Source organism: Thermus hydrothermalis (genome assembly GCF_022760925.1).
Taxonomy (GTDB): domain Bacteria; phylum Deinococcota; class Deinococci; order Deinococcales; family Thermaceae; genus Thermus; species Thermus hydrothermalis.
In genome coordinates, this window is sequence record NZ_JAKTNT010000020.1 from 1 (window position 1) to 18839 (window position 18839).

Sequence of the window (18839 nt, forward strand, 5' to 3'; positions counted from 1 at the left end):
CGGGGGAGGGAGTGAAGGTTTATGCGGGGTATGCGGGAGGTGCAAGTTTTGAGTCAACGACCACGACCCCAGGCCCCTTTACTACCAGTTCCAGGCGGAGCGGCCCGGGGCGTTCGCCTGGGAGTACCTCGAGGCCGGGCCGGAGGTGTGGCGGGTGCGGATCACCCGGCGGTAGGAGGCGGTATGGTCCGGCCGGAGATGAAGGTGGCGGAGGTCCTGAAGCGCTGGCCCGAGCTTCTAGAGGTCTTCTTGGAGGCGAGCCCTGCCTTCCAGAAGCTGAAAAACCCCCTCCTGCGCCGGACCATGCCCAACCTGGTCACCGTGGCCCAGGCGGCCAGGATGGCCGGGCTTGCCCCGGAGGAGCTGGTGGCGCGGCTCAACCGGGCCTTGGGGGTGGCCTCGGAGGCTCCACCGCCTGCCTCCTTGGAGGAAAGCCTGCTTTCTACCCCGCCCCCTCCCTGGCTGGATGCCCCCGTGGGCTTCCACCTGGACGTGCGCCCCATCCTGGAGGGGGGTGGGGAGCCTTTTGCCCACATCCTGGCGGCCGCCAAGGAGGTGGGGCCCGGGAAAAGGCTCGTGCTGGAGGTCCTCTTTGAGCCCGTGCCCCTTTACCGGGTGTTGGGTAAGCAGGGCTTCGCCGCCTGGTGCGAAAAGCTAGGGGAGAACCACTTCCGGGCCCACTTCTACCGGGAAAGCGTGGGGGAGAGTCAGCAAGCCCCCCCGTTGCGTTCCCTCTCCGAGGAGGATTGGGAAGACTACCAGGCGGAGGTGGTGGTTGAGGAGAACCTCGAGCCTCCTTTGCCCATGGTGCGGGTTCTGGAGGCGCTGGCGTCCTTGAGGGCAGGGGAGAAGCTATTGGTCCACCACGTGCGCCGCCCCGTCCACCTGCTCGCCCGTCTGGAGGAGGAGGGGCACGCCTACGCTCTGAAGGACCTGGGTCCGGGCCAGGTGAAGCTCCTCATCCGCAAGGGGGGGTGATGGGTTTTTGGCACTACCTCTTCGTGCGGGCGGCCCTCGTGTACCTGGTGTACACCGCCCTCCTGGGGAGCCTCTTTTACCTTTTCCCTTCCCTGGTGGGCCCCTTTCGCCCAAGCCACGTGCACGCAGGGCTTGTGGGCTTTTTCCTGCAGATGGTCATGGGCGTGGCCTACTGGATGATGCCCAGGCCAGGGGGGCTAAGGCAGGAGGCCCTCGAGGCCCTCACCTTTTTCCTCCTCAACGCCGGGCTCCTCCTCCGGCTTGTGCTGGAGCCCCTTTACCTTATGGGCCACCAGGGGCTAGGCCCTTGGCTTGGGCTTGCCGGGGCTTTGCAACTCCTCGCCACCTTGGTCTTTGCCCACGCCATGGGCAAGCGGGTGGTGACGGCGGATATGCTGAGGAAAATGCGCGAGGAGCGGGAAAGGAGGAGGGCGTGAAACCGGTGGAGGTCGGGGTGGAAGCCCTTGCCCTAGAGCTACCCCCTTTGCCCGAGGAGGTCTTCCAGGACCTCTTGGCCTTTGGGGGGCTTAGCGAGGAGGCCAAGCGGGCCATGCGCCTGGATGCGGAGCGGCTTCTGGAGGGGGCTTCCCGTTTCGTGGCCGAGGTGTACGAGCGCCTAAGCCGCCACCCCGGCACGGCCCGGGCCCTGGGCTGGGAAGGGCGGGTGCCTGAGGAGGAGCTTTACCTTAGGCGGGCCTTCTTCGCCGCTTGGTTCGCCCGCACCCTGGGGGTGGACACCTCGGCGGAGTTCGCCCGGGAGGTCTACCGGGCTGGGCTTTGGCACGGGGGGTTAGGGCCCAAGGGGGCCTACATCCCCCCGGAGTACGTGGGCCTTTCCTTCGCCCAGGTGGGGCGGTACGTGGCGGAAAGGGTGGGGGACGTGCGTCCTTGGCTCGTGTACCTCTCCGCCCAGGAGGAGGTGATGCGCAAAGGCTTTGACGCCGCCCTGGCGCTTCGGGAAGGGGAGGTTTCCGTTCGCTTCCAGGCCTTGGGCCTGGCCTATCCCGCCTTGCCCAAGCCCCTTTGCCTGCGGGCGGCGAACGTGGAGGAGGCCCTCTGCAAGGTGTATGCCGCCTTCCCCGCCCTGAGGGACGTCTCCCTGGAGCCCCTCTTCGCCGAGGAGGCGGTGGGCCTTTGGCTGGAGCCCAAGACCCTTTGGCGCCTTCGTCCCCGCTTCGCCGTGCTCCTAAACGGCCGGGATGTCCGCTACCTCCAGGGCCTCGCCACCCCCTTGGCCGAGGGGGATACCCTAACCCTCCTGCCTCCTGGGCGCTAGCCATGACCTGGGTTATGGCGAGGCCGACGTGGGCCCCCTGAGGATTAGGGCATGGTGGCGACCGTCCACACCCGGGTCATCCCCTTGGCCGTTCCCGCCGGGTTCATCTTCCTGGGGGAAGCCTTTCTCCTTTGGGCGGCCTGGCTTTGGGTCCTCCACCCGGAGGCCTTCCTTGTGCCCCGGCACCCCGTGGGCCTGGCGGGGGCCCACCTGTACCTCCTGGGCTTTGGGGTGGGGGTGCTCCTTGGGGCCATGCACCAGCTTCTGCCGGTGGTGCTGGAAGCTCCCCTCTACCGCCCCGGCCTCGGCTACCCGGTGATGGCCCTTTGGGCCTTGGGGGTGGCCTTCTTGGCCCTGGGCTTTGCCCGGTGGCCGCTCCTCGTCCCCTTGGGCGGGGGGTTGGCCCTCTGTGCCCTCCTCCTCTTTGCCTACCACGCTTACCGGACCTTCCGCCTTGCCCCCCGCTGGAACCGGGTGGCCACCGCCCTCGCCTGGGTGGTCTTCTACCTGGTCCTAACCCCCCTCTTGGGCCTGGTCCAGGCCCTTTCCCTGCGCTTTGGCTTCTACGACCCCGAGCGCTTGGCCTGGCACCTCCTGGCTGGGCTCGGTGGGGTCTTCCTCCTTTCCATCCTGGGGGTGGGGTACAGGCTCCTTTCCATGTTTACCCTCACCCACGGGGTGGACGAGGGGGTCTTGGGGCTTCTCCTCTGGGTGGCCAACCTGGGGCTTGGGGGGCTGGCCCTGGGGGAGGGGCTGGGGTATGGGCTCCTCCTCCTCGCCTATGGCCTCGCCCTTTACGACACCTACCGCATCCTGCGCCACCGGGCGAAGCGCAGGCTGGACATCGGGGTGCGGCACTACCTGGGGGGGCTCTTGTTCCTGGGGCTAGCCCTATGGGCTCTTCCCGCAAGGCCGGTCTGGGCCGCTTGGTGGTTCGCCCTCGGGTTTGTAGGGCTCGTGGTGAGCGGGATGCTCTACAAAATCCTTCCCTTTTTGGTCTGGACCCACCGCTACGCTCCCAAGGCGGGGAAGGAGCGGGTGCCCTTCCTCAAGGACATGCTCGCCGAGGGGCTTGGGTACCTGGCGGGCGGGCTTTGGGGGCTTGGGGCCTTGGCCTTCCCCTTTTTCCCCTTGGCGGGGTGGGCCTTGGCCCTGGGGGTGGCGGTACACGCCTTCGCCCTTTGGGAGGTGATGCGGCGATGACGCTGGAAGAACAGGCATGGGACCTGCTTAAAACGGTCTACGATCCCGAGCTGGGCCTGGACGTGGTCAATCTGGGGCTTATCTACGAGCTCAAGGTAGCGCCTCCCCGGGCCTGGGTGCGCATGACCCTCACCACCCCCGGCTGCCCCTTGCACGACAGCCTGGGGGAGGCGGTGCGGCGGGCATTGTCCTTCCTGCCCGGGGTGGAGGAGGTGAGGGTGGACCTCACCTTTGACCCGCCCTGGACCCCGGCCAGGCTTTCCCCCGAGGCCAGGCGGCTTTTGGGCTGGGACTAGGGGGTGGACTCCGGGTCTTCACCCGCCATAAGCCGGAGGAAGGCCTCCACCACCTCGGGGTCAAACTGCCTGCCCGCTTGTTCCTGCAAATAGGCCAGGGCCTTTTCCCGGGGCCAGGCCTTGCGGTAAGGGCGGTCGGAGGTCAGGGCGTCGTACACGTCCACCACGGCGAAGATGCGGGCGGCAAGGGGGATCTCCAGGCCCCTTAGCCCCCGGGGATACCCCGAGCCGTCCCAGCGCTCGTGGTGGGCGTAGGGGATCTCCAGGGCCTTTTTGAGGAAGGGGATGCCGGAAAGCCACTCGTAGGCGTAGACCGGGTGTTTCCGCATCACCTGCCACTCCTCCTCCGTGAGGGGGCCTGGTTTCAGGAGAATGGCGTCGGGGATGGCGATCTTGCCCACATCGTGCAGGATGGCTCCCCGCCTCAGGGCGTCCAGGTCCTCCTCGGGCACCCCCAAGGCTTTGGCCAGGCGCAGGGTGAGCTCCGTGACCCGCTCCGTGTGGCCGGCGGTTTCTTGGTCGCGGAGCTCCACCGCCTTGGCCCAGCCCCAGAGGGTGAGGTCGTAGGCGGCTTCCAGCTCCTGCTGGCTCCGCTTTAGTTCTTGCAAGGTGAAGAGGTTGTCTAAGGCCAAGGCGCTTTGTCCCGCCAAGGTTTCCAAAAACTCCTCATCCTCTGGGGAAAGGTCCCAGGGCCTTCGGGTAAAGACGGCAAGGACGCCCAGGAGCTTGCCGCGGGCGAGTAGGGGATAAGCCCTTTCCGCTACCAGGCCTTCCTGCCTTGTGAAGTCCGGGTGGCTCCCTGGTTCTTTCGCTAGGTCTTCTACCGCCACCTTGCTTCCCGAAAGGGCCGCTTGTCCCACGTGCCCCTGCCCCACCAGGAGGCGTTTGGGCAGGAGCGCTCTGGGGCTGTGGAATCCGCGATGGGCGGCCAGTAGAAGGGCCTTCTCTTGGGGGTTATAGAGAAAGAAGGCGGCGGAATCCACGGGCAGGAGGAAAATTTTGTCCAGGATTACCTCAAGACTGGGGGCGATGTCCATGGAGGCCAAAATGACCTGATCCACGGTCCTTAGCGCTTCCAGCTGGGCCACCCTGCGCGTGAGCTTTTGCCTTAAGGAGGCGCGGCGCACGGCGTTGCCCATGGCCTCGGCCACGAGCTGGGCCCGCTCCACCTCCGCCGGGGTGGGGGTGCGGGGGTGGGGCCAGGCGAGGGTTAGGGCGCCCACGGGTTCCGTGCCCGCCAGGATGGGCACCACCACCCCGCTAAAGCCCTCCGGCACCAGGGCCCTGGCCCCTGGCCGCACCCGGGGGTCGTTCTTCAGGTCCTGGCTCACCACCACCTCTCCCCGGAAGGCCCGGGCCACCAGGCCCTCCCCCGCAAGGGTGGGCGGCGTGGGGATGGCCTTAAGCCAGCCCCGGCTTGCCGCCTCCTCCAGGCGGCCTGTGTCCCGGTCGTAGAGGAGGATGCTCCCCACGGGGGCCTCCAGGACGGCCAAGGCGGCGTCCAGGGCGCTTTCCATCATCTCCTTGAGGTCCTCGCTCCGGCGCAGGGCGAGGCTTACCTGAGCGAAAGCCTCCAGGGCCAGCGCCTTCTCCTTGGCCTCGGTGATGTCCAGGCCCACGCCCAGGATGGCGGGCCTGCCCCGAATCTCCACCCGGGCGGCGGAGTAGTCCAGCCAGCGCACCTCGCCCCCTTTGGTCAGGATGCGGAAGGCGTAGCGTGCAGGGGGGGTTTCCCCCCTTAGGCGGGCCAGGCCCCGGCTTCGCACCATCTCCCGGTCGGCGTGGTGGACGAACTCCCAGATGGGCCGGGAGGCGAGCTCCTCTAGGGTATAGCCGGTGATCTCCGTGGCCATGGGGTTGGCGAAGGTGAGGCGGGCACTTCCCGGGTCCTCGAGGTCTTCCTGTTGCCAGAGGAGGATAAGGGCGGGGGCGGTTTCCGCCAGGGTGCGGAAAAGGGCCTCGGACTCGCGGAGGGCTTGTTCCTTGGCCTTCTCCTCGGTGACGTCCCGCTTGAAGGCGATGAACTGGGTTACCTGGCCTTCCTCCAGGACCGGGATGATGGTCATGTGTTCGGTGTAGAGCGTGCCGTCCTTGCGGCGGTTGATGAGCTCCCCTGCCCACACCTGGCCCGCCAGGATGGTGGCCCACAGCTCTGCGTAGAACTCCCGGGGATGCAGGCCCGACTTGAGGATGCGGGGGTTTTGCCCCACGGCCTCCTCCGCGGCGTAGCCGGTGAGGTGGGTGAAGGCGGGGTTGACCCAGAGGATGCGCCCGTCCTTGTCCGTGAGGACCACGGCCTCGTGGGCGGCCTCGAGGGCCTTCTGCAGAAGCCTCTGGGTGGCCTCGGCTCTTAGCTTTTCCGTGATGTCCAGGGCCACCACTAGGACCGCCGGGCGGCCAGCGTACTCCAGGGTGTGGGAGTGGATTTCCACCTGGATCTCCCGCCCGTCCTTGAGGCGGTGGGTCCAGGGGCCGGAAACCTGGTAGGCTTCCCTGGGTCGCTTGAGGTCTTCTAGAAGCCGGGGGCGCTCCCTTTCGGGGCGGATGTGCAGGATGGTCATGGAGAGGAACTCCTCCCGGGTGTAGCCGTACTTCCGCACCGCCGCCTCGTTCACCTCCAGGAAGCGGTAGGTTTCCTGGTCGTAGACCCACATGGGCAGGGGGTGGGACTGGAAGAGGAGGCGGAAGCGCTCCTCCTGGGCCACCTCCTGGCTCACGTCGTAGGTGTAGCCGGTGAGGAGGCGGGTGATGGGGTCAAAGACCAGGGTATCCCGAAGCCAGACCCAAGCCTGCTTTTTCCCGTGCCAGAAGCGGTAGGTGCAGACCTGCACCACCCCGGGCTCGGCCACCGCTTGGCGCACGGCGTCCATCAGGCGGGCCTGGTCCTCGGGGTGGACCTGGGTGAAGTAGAAGGCGGGGTCTTCCAAAAGCCTCTGGGCGGGGTAGCCCAGGAGGGCTTCCGCCTGGCGGGGGGCGGCGTAGAGGAGGGGGGCATAGGCGGGGTCTTGGCCTTCCGCCACCCGGGCCTGGTACACTAGCCCGGGAAGGGCTTCCAAGATGCCTTTAAGCCTAGCCCGTTCCTCCTCCAGCTCGGTTTCGTCCTGGATGTTGAGGACGATGCCCTCAATGGCGGGGTCTTCCAAGAGGTTTTTCCCCCAGACCCGCACCGCCCGTGTCCTGCCCCGGCCGTCCAGGACGCGGAGCCGGTACTCCCGCACCTCCCCCGGGTGGCGGAGGAGGTCCTCCAAGGCTGCCTCGGCATAGGGGCGGTCCTCCGGGTGGACGAAGTCCAGGGCGAGGCGGTCCTGGCGGGTGTAGCCCAGGGGGTCGTGGTTTAGGACCTGGTCTACGTTGGGGGATACGTAGCGGATACGCCCTTGGGCATCCAGGAGGTAGATGAGCTCGCGGCTATGCTCCACCAGGGCGCGGAAACGGCGCTCCCAGTCCTGCAAAGACCGGACGGCCCTTCGCCACTTGCCCTCGAGGGCCCGGGCCAGAAGGAAGATGAGCCCTCCCGAGAGGAAGGCGAAAACCACCTCCTTGGCGCTTTGCCAAAGGGTAAGCGTTTCCGGGGAAGGGGTGAGGGCAAGGAGGAGCCGGTCGCTTCCCAAGATCCAGGCTAGGGAGAAGAGCAGGTAAGCGAAGGCGATTTTCCAAGGGTCGCTAAGCTTCACCCTTCCTATGAGTATAAAGGCGAGGGCTTTCCCAGGAGATACCCCTGGCCCAGGCGGAAGCCCAGGGCCTTCAGGTAGGCCAGCACCTCCTCGTCCTCCACGCCTTCGGCCACGGCCTGGAGCCCTAGGGTCTTGGCCAGGGCCAAGACGGCGGCCACCAGCCGGGCGGCGGGGCTTTGGGGGTCGGGGGGGCTTCCCAGGGCCTGGGTGAAGGCCTGGCCCAGCTTGAGCCCGTCCACGGGGAGCTGGGCCAGGCGCTCCAGGCTGGAGTGGCCGCTTCCGAAGTCGTCCAGGAAGACCCTTACCCCAAGCCGCCTTAGGACCTGGAGGCTCCCCGTGGCCTCCCGGCCCCGCTCGTCGGGGATGAGGGTGGACTCCGTGACCTCCAGAACCAGGTTCTCCGGGGAGCAGCCCGTGTCCTCCAGGATCTGGGCCACCTGGGCGGGGTAGTGGGGGTCCAAAAGCTCCTGGGGGCTCACGTTCACGTGCACGGGGAGGCCGTGGCGGCCTTGCTCCTGGCAGGCCCGCCGCAGGACGAACTGCCCTAAGGCGGACACCAGGCGGTGGCGCTCGGCCAAGGAGATGAACTCCCCGGGCGAGGCGAGGGGCCAGCGAAGGAGGGCCTCGAGGGCCACGGGCCTTCCCGTTTCCAAGTCCACGATGGGCTGGTAGGCGAGCCAAAGCCCCTTTTCCCGCTCCAGGTCGTGTCTTAGGGCTTCCAGAAGGTGCATCTCCCGCCGCAGGGCCTCCTGGAGGTGGGCCTCGTAAAAGGCCAAGCGGTCCTTGCCTTCCCCCTTAGCCCGGTAAAGAGCCAGGTCTGCCCGTTGCAAAAGCTCCCCGGGGCCGAGGCCCCGTTCCCCCATGGCGAGGCCGATGGAGGTGGTGAGGTGGTAGATCCGCTCCCGCAAGGGGATGGGCAGGCGCACCACCTCCAAAAGCCTCTCTGCCACGCTCACCGCCTCCTCCGGGCTTTTGAGGTGGGTGAGGAGGACCAGAAACTCGTCCCCGCCCTGCCGGGCCACCAGGTCCCGGGGGCGCAGGGTGGCCCGCAAGCGGGCGGCCACCACCCGGAGAACCTCGTCCCCGGCGGCGTGGCCGTCTAGGTCGTTCACCAGCTTCAGGCCGTCCAGGTCCAAGTAGAGGAGGGCCAGGGCCTCGGGCTCCTCCCGGAGGGCTTGGGCCAGCTTTTCCAGGAAGAAGAGGCGGTTGGGAAGGCCCGTGAGGGGGTCGTGGTAGGCCAGGTGTTGCAGGGCCCCCTCCAGCTCCAGGCGCCTTAGGAGAAGCCCAAGCTGGCTGGCGAAGGCCTGGGCGAGCTCCAGGTCCAAAGGGGTAAAGGCGTCTTCCCGCTCAAAGTTATCCAGGTACAAGAAGGCCTTGCGCTCCCCCGCCAGGAAGACGGGCACGGAGAGGATGGCCTTGATCTCCCGCACCCGGCCCGCCTCCTCCATCACCTGCCGCCTCTTAGGGTCTAGGCGGGCGTTGAAGCGCATAAGGTCCTGCCAGGTGAAGACCTGGGCTTCCCGGTGGCCGGTGAGGGAGAGGGGTTCTTCGGGGCGGAGGCATATCTGGCGGAGGGCCTCGAGGTCGTAGCCCCGGGCGGCCACGAAGTGGTAACAGCCGTCTTCCATGAGGGTGGTGATGCTCCCCGCCTGGGCGCTGGGGATGGTGTCCAAGGCAGCCTCCAGAATGAGGCCGAAGATGGAGTCGGAAAGGCCCTCCGCCATGAGGGTTTCGTAGATCCGTAGGAGGTTCCGCTGAAAGGCGTTCCACCGGGCTTCCCGGGCTTCTGCCTCCTCCCGTTCCGTCACGTCTACCCCCAGGGCCAGCACTTCCAGCGCCTCCCCGCCCGGCCCCGGTACCGCCAAAAGGGTCCACTCCACCGCCCGCCCTGCCCGGGAGAGGTGGGTGAAGGGGCGGCCGGGGTGGGCCAAGGCTTCCTCTAGGGGCAGGGAAAGCCCTTGGGGAAAGGCGCCCTTTAGGGCCGGGTTGGCGTAAAGCGACCTTCCTTCTGGGGAAAACCGCGCCAGGTAAAAGGGGGATGCCTCCACCAAGAGGTGGAGCCAACGGGTGCGCTCCCAAAGCTCCAGGGTCTGGGCCAAAACCCCGGCTAGGGCCCGGAGGGTAGCCTCGTCTTCCTCGGTGAAGGTCCTTTCCCGGGCGCAGTCGTCCACCCCTAAAAACCCCCAAAGCCTTCCCTCCACGAAGATGGGCACCACCAGGAGGCTTCGGATGGCTTGGGCCTCGAGGAGGGGCCTTTCCTCCTCGGGGAAGGTGGCCACGGGGCCGGCCACGCTTTGGTCCGCCAAAAAGCGGTCTAGCCAGCGCCCATAGCCGGATTCCACCATGGGCAGGTTTTGCAGAGCCGGGTTCTGAATCTGGGGTTCTACGCCTTCTTGGGCCCACTCCGCGAGCTGGCTGGTGTACCAGACCCCCTGCCGTTCCTCCAAGCGGAAGAGGTAGGCCCGGTGCGCTGCCAGGGCTTCCGCTACCCCCTTTAGAGCCTCGGGAAGCCCCCTTAGCCCTTCCCGAAGGAGGGGGAGGAGGAGTTGGCTTAGGCTGCCCGCAGAGGGGCTCATGGCCGGACCAGGCCTATTTTACGCCTTTTGGGATCCGTTTCAACCCCACTCTAAGCCACCACCGCCAGGCCCTGGGCCTTGGCCTGGTACATGCGGGTGTCGGCCACGGAAAGGAGCTCGTCGGCGGAGGTACCGTCCTCAGGGTAGGTGGCCACCCCGATGTTCACCCCCAGGCAGATCTCGCCAAAGCAAAGGTGCTCAATAGCCCGGGCATACCGGTAGGCGGCGGCGATGGCCCCCTTCTTGGGGGTGTGGGGAAAGAGGACGGCGAACTCGTCCCCGCCCCAGCGGAAGACGCGGTCCCCGTTGCGGCGCTCCCTTTTTAGGACCTCCGCCACCTTGATGAGGGCGAGGTCGCCCACGGCGTGGCCCAGGCGGTCGTTCACGGGTTTAAAGCCCTTGAGGTCCAGGATGGCCAGGGAAAGGGGGTAGCCGTAGCGCTCCGCCCGTTTGAGCTCTTCCAGGAAGTAGCGGTCAAAGGCCCGGCGGTTTTGGAGGCCCGTGAGGGGGTCGGTGAGGGCGGCTTCCTCTAGGAGGTGCCGGGTCCGGTGCTCGTGGAGGAGGGTGGCCAGGGGGGCGGCGAAGAAGCGGGCCACCTGGAGGGAGTCCTCCCCGAAGGCCCGGGGGTCGTGGTGGTTGTCCAGGTTCAGGTAGGCGAGCACCTCGCCTTTGTAGGGCACGGGGAGGCAGAGGTTGGCCTGGATCTCCTTGGCCCGGCCAGCGGTGTCTATGACCTCGGGAGGGGCGGTCTGGTGGCTGATCTCGGAAATGAGGCGGTCCTCTACGCTCATGATCCGGGGCTCTCCCCGGCGGGTCGCTTCCTCCCCCCGGCCGTACCAGAGGAGCATGCCCTCAGGGGTAAAGCGCACCGCCTTTAGGCCCTCCAGGTCATAACCCACCGCCGCCTGGAAGCGGTACTCCCCGCCCTCCAACACCAAAAGGCTTCCCGCTTCTGCGCCGGGTACCTGGCGGATGGCCTCCTCCAGGATCGCTTGGTAAAGCGCTTCTAGGGGCCTTTCCAATAGGTCTAGGAAAAGCCGGTTTACCGCCTGGTGCCGGCGCTTTTCCGTGAGGCCCTCCAAGCCGAGGCCAATGGCCCGGCAGGCGGAGAGGAGGAGCTCCTCCTCCGCCTTCCGCCAGAGCCTTTCCTCCTTCTGGCCCACCACCAAGACCCGTCGGGCCCGGGGGCTACCGGGGGAGGGGATGGGCAAGGCGGCGAAGGTGCGCCAGTTCAGGTTCCGGAGGGCGGGGACGGTCCGGCTTTCCTCGGCGTAGCGGGCGGTGAAGACGGGGCTATGGGTTTCGTAGACCTGCCAGGCCAGGCCCACCCCGTAGGGCAGCCCCTCTTCTATGACCCGAAGGAGGCTAGGCTCCTCCACCCCCTGGTAGGCCAGGGCCACCAGGCGGCTCCCCCTGGCTTCCCAAAGGGTTCCGCTTTCCAACCCAAGGACCTGGAGGAGGAGGTCTAGGGCCTTTTGGGCGGCCTCCTTCGGGGTGGCGGCGCTTTGCATCCTCTGGGCGAGTTCGGCGAGGAGCCGCCGCTCTTCCAGGTCCGCCAGGCGGGAAAGCTGGAGGCTTACCGCTTGGGCGAAGCGGGTAAGGCCCTCTAGCTCTTCCGGGGTGAAGGGGCGGTTCCGCTCCAAGTTGAGGACCGCCACCACCTCCCCCCGCTCCAGAAGGGGAAGGGCCAGCTCGGCCAGGGCCTGGTGGCCCGGGGCGCCGATGTAGGTGGGTTCTTGGCGCACATCGGGCACGTGTACCGGCTTTCCTTCCCTGAAGGCCCGCCCCACCACCCCGGTGGCGGGGATGGTGTCCAGGGCTAGGGGAGGTTCGCTGGCCAAAAGGCGGAAGCCCTCCCGCATCGGGACCCAGACCCCGGCATGCCCCCCCTCCCCAAAGGCGGCGAGCCTTTTGGGTAGGGTGCGGAGGAGGGTTTCCCGGTTCTCGGCTTGGGGGAGGGCCTCGAGGGCCTCCGCCAGGAGCTTCTGCGCCCGGGCTAGGTGCTTGGCCCGGCGGTGGGCCAGGCGGAGGCTTTGGCCCACCTGGTGGGCGAGGAGGGCCGAAAGGAGGAGAAGGGCCGCCGCCACCAGGTCAAAGCCGGGAAAAAGAAGAAGGAGAAGGGTGGAGAGGAAGGCGGCCCCCAGGCCCACCCCAAGCCCCCGAGCGCTCGCCAGGGTGGCGGTGAAGATCATGAACCAGGGGAGGACATAGGGGTCGCCATACCCCAAGGCCCCGACCAAGAGCCCAAGGAGAAGCGCCCCCAGGGCGATGGCGGGATAGGGGAGGAGCATATTGGCGTTATCCTAACCGGGAGGCTTCCTTTTCGCCAGGGGGGGTTAGGGAGAGGTGGGCGAGGGCCCTTTCGGCCGCCTTTTCCCCCGAGCGCACCACCTCGGGTAGGCCCACGCCAAAGAGGTAGTTCCCGGCCAGGAAAAGCCCCGGGGCCTGGAGGAGGGCCATCTCTAGGCGCGCTATCCGCTCCTGGTGCCCCACCCGGTAGGCGGGCATGCCCTCGGGGAAGCGGAAGACGAAGGTCCTTTCCGGGCGCACCTCCTTGCCCAGGTACCGGCGGAGCTCCGCCAGGGCGAGGCGGGCGAGCTCCCCTTCCGCAAGCCTCGCCGCTTCCCCGGAGAAGTAGGCCCGCACCAGGCTCCACCCCTCGGGGGCCCTTCCCGGCCACTTGCGGTGGGTCCAGGTGAAGCCCCGCACCTGGTAGCCTTCCCCTTTGGCGATGAGGAGGCCGTGCCCCTCCACGGGGAGCTCCTCCTTAAAGGCCAGGCTCACCGTGGCCGCCGGGGTGTGGGGGATGCCCTTCAAAAGGGCCGTGGCCCCGGGGAGGAAGGGCCTTAGGAGGCTTGCCGCCGTGGGGGCGGGCGTGGCGAGGATCACCGCTTCGGCCTCGAGGGCCCCCCTGGGGGTGTGGAGGCGGAAGCGGCCTCCTGAAGGCTCCAGGGCGAGGACCGGGGTGGCGAGGAGGGTATGCTCCGCCACCCTTTCCGCCATCCGCCGGGTGAGGGCGGAAAGCCCCTCGGCGAAGGAGAAAAAGAGGCTCCCCCCCTCCCGGCTTCCCCGCCCCTTCCGGGAGCGCATGGCCCCGAGGAGGAGGCTTCGGTGCTTCCGCTCTAGCTCCAAGAGGGCGGGGAAGGCGGCCCGCATGGAAAGCTCCTCGGGCTCGCCCCCGTAGATCCCTCCGGCCAAGGGGGCCACCAGGGCCTGGAAGACCTCCGGGCCGAGGCGCCTTTCCACGAACTCCTTTAGGCTTTCGTCCTCCTTGCCTCCCCTGGGGAGGAAGAGGTCGTAGAGGGCGCGAAGCTTGCCGGAAAGGGAGAGGAGGGGCGTTTGGGCGAGGGCCTTCAGGTCCCCCGGCACCACCTGGAGTAGCCCCTCGGGGAGGGGATGGGGTTTTCCCTTGCGCAGGATGTAGGCGGAGGGCTTGGCGGGAAGGGTGCCTATGGGCGAGAGGCCCAGGGCTTCGGCCAGGGCCAGAACCTCCCTCTTGTAGCGCACGCTGGCGTCGGGCCCCCCTTCCACCAAAAACCCTTCCCCCCGGTGGGTGAAGACCTTGCCCCCAAGCCGGGGGGTGGCCTCCAGGAGGAGAAAGTCGGCCCCTGCTTCCTTCAGGGCGAGGGCGGCGGCGAGCCCGGCCCAGCCCCCGCCCACGATGGCTACCTGAGCCACGCCGCCTCCACCAGGTCCTTGAGGACCTGGATGTAGTCTAGATCGGCGTTGAGGCTCCGGGCCCGGAGGAGCCTGAGGCCCACCGCTTCGGCCGTGGCCTGGGCCTCGAGGTCCAGGTCGTAGAAGACCTCCAGGTGGTCGGCGGGGAAGCCCACCGCCTGCACCACCACCTCGGTGTAGCCCTCTTCCCTGAGTTGCCGCAAAAGCTCGTTGATGTCGGGCCCAAGCCAGGGCTCGGGGGTGCGCCCCGCCGACTGGTAGGCCACCTGGAAGCGGGGGAGGGAGAGCCTTTTGGCGATGAGCTCCGCCGTCTTCTCCACCTGGCGCGGGTAAGGGTCCCCCCGCTCCACCGCCGAAAGGGGGATGGAGTGGGCGGTGAAGACATAGGCCGCCCGCTTAGGGTCCTTAAGCCGCCAGATGGCCTCCTCCAGCCGCCTGGCGTAGGCGGCGATAAGGCCAGGGTGGGCCTCGTAGCTTTCCACCCAGACGAAGTGGATGGGTTCGGGAAGGGCTTTTAGGGCGGCCTCCACCTTCTCCTTGTACTCCGCCACGCTCCTTAGGGAGTAGTGGGGAGCCGCCACGATGGCCACCGCCCGCCGGACCCCGTCCTCGTGCATGGCGGCCACCGCCTCGCCGATGGTGGGGTGCCAGTGCTTCGTGCCCACGTAGACCCGGGCCGGCCCCTGGGGGGCGCGGGGCGGGAAGGGGCCCAGGAGGCGCTTGGGAAGGGGAGGGGCCTCGAGGTTCAAAAGGGCCTGGAGCCTCAGGGCCTGGACCAGGGTGATCTCGTTCAGGGGGCTTTTGCCGATCCGCTCGTAGCGTTCCGTGAGCTCCCTTAGGAGCTCTTCGGAAGGCCTTTTGCCCCGGCGGATATCCGTGTAGTAGGGCTCAATCTCCTCGGGGGCATAGGGGGTGCCGTAGGCCATCAGGAGCACGTTCACGCCGCCACCTCCTTCACGAGTTCTACCACGTAGCGCACGTTCTCCTCTGGAGTCTTGGGCAGGATGCCGTGCCCCAGGTTGAAGATGTGGCCGGGCCGCCCGGCGTTCTCCTCCAGGATGCGGAGGACCTCCCGCTTCAGGACCTCCTTGGGGGCGAAGAGGAGGGCGGGGTCCAGGTTGCCCTGGACCGGGGTTTCCCCCAGGACCGCCCGGGCCCAGGGGAGGGGGGTGTGGTGGTCCAGGCCCAGGACGTCCCCCCCCGCTTCCCGCATCTCCTCTAGGAGCCCCATGGTCCCCACCCCGAAGTGGATCACGGGCACCCCCAAAGGCCTTAGGGCCTGGAAGAGCCTCGCCATGTGGGGCTTCACGTAGCGGCGGTAGTCCGCCGGGCTCAAGGCCCCCACCCAGGAGTCAAAGACCTGGAGGAGGTCCGCCCCCGCCTCCGCCTGGGCCCTGAGGTAGCGGGCCATGGCCAGGGTGAGCTTCTCCATGAGGCGGTGCCAGAGGGCCTCCTCCCCGTACATGAAGGCCTTCACCTTTAGGAAGTGGCGGCTTGGCCCCCCCTCTATGAGGTAGCTCGCCAGGGTAAAGGGCGCTCCGGCGAAGCCGATAAGGGGCACCTTAAGGGCCCGCTTCAGGATGCGGATGGTTTCCAGGACGTAGGGCACGGCGCTTTCGGGCTCTAAGGGCAGCAGGGCCTCCACCCCCTGGGCATCCCGGATGGGGCGGTGGATCACCGGGCCCTTGCCCTCCACCAGGTCCAGGTCCACCCCCATGCCGTAAAGGGGGGTGGTGATGTCGGCGAAGAGGATGGCAGCGTCCACCCCAAGCTCCTCCACCGGGCTTAAGGTCACCTGGGCGGCGAGCTCGGGCTGGCGCACCATCTCGGGCAGGGTGTAGCGTTCCCTTAGGGCCCGGTAGGACCTTTGGTAGCGGCCCGCCTGGCGCATGAACCAGACGGGGGGCCTGGGGGTGGCCTCCCCCCGGGCCGCCTTGAGGACGAGGTCGTTCACGCCCCCCATGCTAGCATGGGGCATGCGCGCTTTTCTTTTCGCCCTAGCCTTCGCCTTTAGCCCCTTGACCCTGGCCCAGGAGGACCCCCTGGTGGCCCAGGTGGGTGGAGAAGCCCTCACCAAGAGCCAGTTTGAGCTCCGCTTTGGCCTTTTCGCCAAGAGCGCCTTGAGGCAACTGGGCCTGCCCGACACGGAGGAAACCCGGGCCCTCCTCGCCCAGTATCGGCCCCAGTACCTGGAGGCCCTGGCGGAGGAGCGGGCCCTGTTGCAGGTGGCCAAGGCCCAGGGCTTCTGGCCCAGGCCCGAGGCGGTGGAGGCCCAGGTGCAGGCCCTCATGGAGGCCTTTCCCGATGAAAACGCCTTGGCGGAGGCCCTGAAGGGGGCGGGGCTTCCCGACCTTGCCACGTACCGCCTCCTCCTGGCGGAGGCCTTGGCCCTCGAGGCCCTGGAAGGCCACTACCGGGGGAAGCTTGAGGTTTCCCCCGCCGCCCTGAAGGCCCTTTGGCTCCTCTCCCCGGAGTACCGCCACGGGACCCTGTACTGCGCCCGGCACATCCTCCTTCCCACCCTGGAAGAGGCCCGGGAAGCCCTGGGCCGCTTGGCGAAGGGGGAGCCCTTCCCCCAGGTAGCCCAGGCCCTTTCCCAGGACCCGGGCTCCAAGGAGGAAGGGGGGGCTTTGGGGTGCGCCCCGGAAGGCACCTACATCCCCGCCTTTGAGAACGCCCTTTTGCGCCTGAAGCCAGGGGAGGTGTCCGGCCCGGTGGGGACCCAGTTCGGCTTCCACATCATCCTCCTGGAGGAGGTGAAGCCCGCCGGGCGTTTCCCTTTGGAGGAGGTGGCGGAGGAGCTCGCCAATAGCGTAAAGGACCGGGCCTGGGAAAAGCTCGCCAAGGCCCTCACCCGCCGCTACCCCATCCGGCTTTTCCCGGAAAGGCTTTAGGGGAAGTGGAGGAGGGCCTCGTCCCCCAGAGGCCCTCGGGCCAGGGCCAAGGCCTCCCCGGGGCCGTAGATGCCGCTTTGCCCCTCAAAGGCGAGCCCCAGGATCCTCCCGTTCAACATGGGGTTTAGGAGCACCTTCAGGTGCTCCCGCCCCACTAGCCTTTCCCGAGCCGAGGTCAGCCACACCTCCCCCTCCCGCCGGGAAGGGTCCCAGGGCCAGGGCCTTTCCCAGGGGGCGGGGTTGGCGGAGGGTTGCAAAAGGACCTCGGCCCCCAGGGCGTCTAGCCGGGCCAGGTGCCTTTCAAAGAAGCCATCCAGGCAGATGAGGATCCCCACCCGGCCGGCTTGGGTTTCCACCAGGTGGGGGCCGAAGCCGCCCCGCCTAAGCCAGCGCTCGGGCGGGGTGAGCTCCATCTTGGGCACCTGGGCCAGGAGGCGGCCTTCGGGGTTATAGAAGAGGGCCAGGTTCTGGAAAAAAGGGCTTCGGGAAAAGCGCCCCCGGGCGAGCTCTTCCTCAAAAGGGGGGCAAAGGAGGCTTCCCGCAAGGAGGTAGGTGCCATAGGCCTTCGCCGCCTCCGCCATCACCCGGTGGAAGACCCCGTAGGCCCGCCGCGCCCGCCGCCAGGGGGATAGGGGGTTTTGCAGGAGTTCCCGTAAATGGAACTCCCCCTCCAGGTGGAGGAGGAGGGGGAGGCCGAAGAGTTCGGGGAAGGCGGCAAGGCGGGGGGTGGGGGTGCCCTTTAGGGGGCTCAGGAGGCCATGGACCCGCTCCCGGAAGGCCTCCTCCGTGCGGTAGGCTTCCGGGAGGACCTCCGCCTGCACGGCCAAGAGGGTGCGGAACGGCACCCCCTCAGCATACCCCTAGAGGCTTTGGGCCACGATGTAGACCCCCATGGCCACCAGGAAGAGGGCGAAGCCCCGCTTGAGGGTTTCGTGGGGCACCTTGAGGGCGAGCCTGCCCCCAAGGAGGCTTCCCAAGAAGCCCACCCCCACGAAAAGCCCCGCCACGGCGTAGTTCACGCTAAGGCCATAGGCGGGGAGGAGGTGGAGGTACTTGTAAAACCCGGCGAAGGACTTGAGGGCGATGATGAGAAGGCTCGTGCCCACCGCCAGGTGCATGGGAAGCCCCCCGAGGAGGACCAAAGCCGGCACGATGAGGAACCCGCCCCCTACCCCCACGAACCCCGTGAGGGCCCCCACGGCGAGGCCATCCAGGACGATCTTCCAGGCCTTGCGCCTTCCCCCTTGGGCCAAGGGGACGGGGCGGGCCATGAAGTAGGCGGCGAGGAGCATCACCAGGGCGAAGGCCAGGAGTTGCACCTGGCCGGAAACGTACTGGGAGAGGAAGGCGCCCAGGTAGGTGCCCGCCATGCCCGGAAGGCCAAAGAGGAGGACGTTCCGAAAGTCCACGAGCCCCCGGAGGGCGTAAGGAAGGGCCCCCAGGAGGGCGATCCCTCCCACGATGAGGAGGCTTTCGGCGATGGCCTGCTTAGGGGGCTCCCCCAGGAGGTAGACCAGGACGGGCACCGTGAGGATGGAGCCCCCCGAGCCCAAAAGCCCCAAGGAAAGGCCGATGAGGAGGGCGCCGAGGAGGGCGAGGGTCATCGCTCTAAGGGAAGGCCGGAGGCGGCCCAGGCGTAGGTGCCCCCTTCCAGGTTGTAGACCTTTTCGCCGTCAAAGCCTTGCCCCACCAGGAAGTCCGCCGCCACCCCGGAGCGGTTCCCCGAGTTGCAGACGAGGAGGATGGGCCGGTTCTTGGGGAGTTCTGCGAGGCGTTCGGGCAGGGTGGAAAGGGGGATGTTGAGGGCCCCCGGCACGTGCCCTTCCCGGTACTCCCAGGCCTCCCGCACGTCCACCACGAGGGCGCTTCCCAGGAGGTCCTTGGCCTCGAGGGGCCCCACCTCCCGGTAGGGGGTGGCGGCGTAGCCCGCCTCCACGGGGGCGGTGTCCACGGGAAGCCCGGCGCGGTACCAGCGCACGATGCCTCCCTCGAGGTTGTAGACCTGGTATCCCTGGGCGGTAAGCCAGGCCGCCGCCTGCCAGGAGCGGTTGCCCGTGCGGCAGTAGAGGACCACGGGGCGGTCCTTGGGGATCTCCTGGAAGCGGGCCATGAACTCGGAGAGGGGAAGGAGGCGGGCCCCGGGGATCCTTGCCTGGGCGTACTCCTCCACCTCGCGCACGTCAAAGAAGGGCACGCCTTCCTCGTAAAGCCGTTTGGCCTCCTCGGGGGACAGGTCCTTCACTTGGGTTTCGTACACGGTCTAC

General features: G+C 67.8%; 15 protein-coding genes and 1 pseudogene. 7 read left to right on the top strand and 9 right to left on the bottom strand.

Translation table 11 applies throughout. The features are described 5' to 3' along the window. Positions 1–52: 52 nt before the first annotated feature. The 6 genes and pseudogenes from L0C60_RS12830 to L0C60_RS11095 all read left to right on the top strand — a co-directional run. Positions 53–175 (top strand): annotated as a pseudogene (locus tag L0C60_RS12830) (DUF2249 domain-containing protein); the annotation flags it as partial. Positions 176–183: 8 nt separating this feature from the next. Continuing rightward, positions 184–978 carry a DUF2249 domain-containing protein gene (locus tag L0C60_RS11075; RefSeq protein WP_234505848.1) on the top strand — a complete coding sequence of 265 codons (795 nt, stop codon included), beginning with the start codon at positions 184–186 and terminating at the stop codon, positions 976–978. Beyond that, entirely contained in the window at positions 978–1415 is a 438-nt protein-coding gene (locus tag L0C60_RS11080) for a hypothetical protein (RefSeq protein ID WP_243092773.1), read from the top strand. Before L0C60_RS11075 ends, L0C60_RS11080 begins: the two co-directional genes overlap by 1 nt. After that, positions 1412–2254, top strand: a complete 843-nt coding sequence (locus L0C60_RS11085) for a protoglobin domain-containing protein (protein WP_418952983.1) — start codon at positions 1412–1414, stop codon at positions 2252–2254. Before L0C60_RS11080 ends, L0C60_RS11085 begins: the two co-directional genes overlap by 4 nt. Before the next feature lie 51 nt (positions 2255–2305). Further along, positions 2306–3457 (top strand): hypothetical protein, encoded by a 1152-nt coding sequence (locus L0C60_RS11090; protein ID WP_243092774.1) that lies wholly within the window; start codon positions 2306–2308, stop codon positions 3455–3457. Then, complete coding sequence (locus tag L0C60_RS11095; RefSeq protein ID WP_234505857.1) at positions 3454–3753, top strand: metal-sulfur cluster assembly factor; 300 nt, start codon at positions 3454–3456, stop codon at positions 3751–3753. Before L0C60_RS11090 ends, L0C60_RS11095 begins: the two co-directional genes overlap by 4 nt. Here L0C60_RS11095 and L0C60_RS11100 read toward each other — a convergent pair. From L0C60_RS11100 to hemE, 6 genes are read right to left on the bottom strand one after another with little or no spacing between them, the layout of a single operon-like run. Beyond that, on the bottom strand, positions 3750–7427 hold the full coding sequence (locus L0C60_RS11100) for a PAS domain S-box protein (RefSeq protein WP_243092775.1): 3678 nt from the start codon (positions 7425–7427) through the stop codon (positions 3750–3752). The two genes, L0C60_RS11095 and L0C60_RS11100, sit on opposite strands and share 4 nt — an antisense overlap. Positions 7428–7432: 5 nt before the next feature. Beyond that, positions 7433–10003, bottom strand: coding sequence for a bifunctional diguanylate cyclase/phosphodiesterase (locus L0C60_RS11105; protein ID WP_234505861.1), 2571 nt, complete (start codon positions 10001–10003; stop codon positions 7433–7435). A 50-nt stretch (positions 10004–10053) separates the two neighbouring features. After that, positions 10054–12294 (bottom strand): diguanylate cyclase, encoded by a 2241-nt coding sequence (locus L0C60_RS11110; protein WP_234505864.1) that lies wholly within the window; start codon positions 12292–12294, stop codon positions 10054–10056. Positions 12295–12301: 7 nt separating this feature from the next. Then, entirely contained in the window at positions 12302–13681 is a 1380-nt protein-coding gene (gene hemG / locus L0C60_RS11115; RefSeq protein ID WP_234505867.1) for a protoporphyrinogen oxidase, read from the bottom strand. Continuing rightward, entirely contained in the window at positions 13669–14622 is a 954-nt protein-coding gene (gene hemH / locus L0C60_RS11120) for a ferrochelatase (protein ID WP_234505870.1), read from the bottom strand. The genes hemG and hemH overlap by 13 nt, the downstream gene beginning before the upstream one ends. Further along, complete coding sequence (gene hemE / locus L0C60_RS11125; protein WP_234506146.1) at positions 14619–15644, bottom strand: uroporphyrinogen decarboxylase; 1026 nt, start codon at positions 15642–15644, stop codon at positions 14619–14621. The genes hemH and hemE overlap by 4 nt, the downstream gene beginning before the upstream one ends. A gap of 13 nt (positions 15645–15657) precedes the next feature. On the opposite strand from hemE, the gene L0C60_RS11130 reads away from it, so the two are divergent. Further along, the gene (locus L0C60_RS11130; RefSeq protein WP_234505875.1) at positions 15658–16575 is read left to right on the top strand and encodes a peptidylprolyl isomerase; all 918 of its coding nucleotides are present in this window, start codon (positions 15658–15660) and stop codon (positions 16573–16575) included. On the opposite strand, the gene L0C60_RS11135 is transcribed toward L0C60_RS11130, so the two are convergent. Genes L0C60_RS11135 through L0C60_RS11145 form a run of 3 tightly spaced genes read right to left on the bottom strand, consistent with a single transcriptional unit; the run spans position 16572 to position 18832 of the window. Continuing rightward, positions 16572–17420, bottom strand: coding sequence for a carbon-nitrogen hydrolase family protein (locus L0C60_RS11135; RefSeq protein ID WP_234505878.1), 849 nt, complete (start codon positions 17418–17420; stop codon positions 16572–16574). The two genes, L0C60_RS11130 and L0C60_RS11135, sit on opposite strands and share 4 nt — an antisense overlap. A gap of 15 nt (positions 17421–17435) precedes the next feature. Then, complete coding sequence (locus L0C60_RS11140) at positions 17436–18179, bottom strand: sulfite exporter TauE/SafE family protein (RefSeq protein WP_234505881.1); 744 nt, start codon at positions 18177–18179, stop codon at positions 17436–17438. Then, entirely contained in the window at positions 18176–18832 is a 657-nt protein-coding gene (locus tag L0C60_RS11145) for a rhodanese-like domain-containing protein (protein WP_234505884.1), read from the bottom strand. The genes L0C60_RS11140 and L0C60_RS11145 overlap by 4 nt, the downstream gene beginning before the upstream one ends. Between the last annotated feature and the right edge of the window lie 7 nt (positions 18833–18839).

Bases quoted from the DNA above. Each gene is read 5' to 3' on its own strand.
- L0C60_RS11075 (WP_234505848.1), top strand. From the start codon at position 184: ATGGTCCGGCCGGAGATGAAGGTGGCGGAGGTCCTGAAGCGCTGGCCC.
- L0C60_RS11080 (WP_243092773.1), top strand. From the start codon at position 978: ATGGGTTTTTGGCACTACCTCTTCGTGCGGGCGGCCCTCGTGTACCTG.
- L0C60_RS11090 (WP_243092774.1), top strand. From the start codon at position 2,306: ATGGTGGCGACCGTCCACACCCGGGTCATCCCCTTGGCCGTTCCCGCC.
- L0C60_RS11095 (WP_234505857.1), top strand. From the start codon at position 3,454: ATGACGCTGGAAGAACAGGCATGGGACCTGCTTAAAACGGTCTACGAT.
- L0C60_RS11105 (WP_234505861.1), bottom strand. From the start codon at position 10,003: ATGAGCCCCTCTGCGGGCAGCCTAAGCCAACTCCTCCTCCCCCTCCTT.
- L0C60_RS11110 (WP_234505864.1), bottom strand. From the start codon at position 12,294: ATGCTCCTCCCCTATCCCGCCATCGCCCTGGGGGCGCTTCTCCTTGGG.
- hemE (WP_234506146.1), bottom strand. From the start codon at position 15,644: ATGGGGGGCGTGAACGACCTCGTCCTCAAGGCGGCCCGGGGGGAGGCC.
- L0C60_RS11130 (WP_234505875.1), top strand. From the start codon at position 15,658: ATGCGCGCTTTTCTTTTCGCCCTAGCCTTCGCCTTTAGCCCCTTGACC.
- L0C60_RS11140 (WP_234505881.1), bottom strand. From the start codon at position 18,179: ATGACCCTCGCCCTCCTCGGCGCCCTCCTCATCGGCCTTTCCTTGGGG.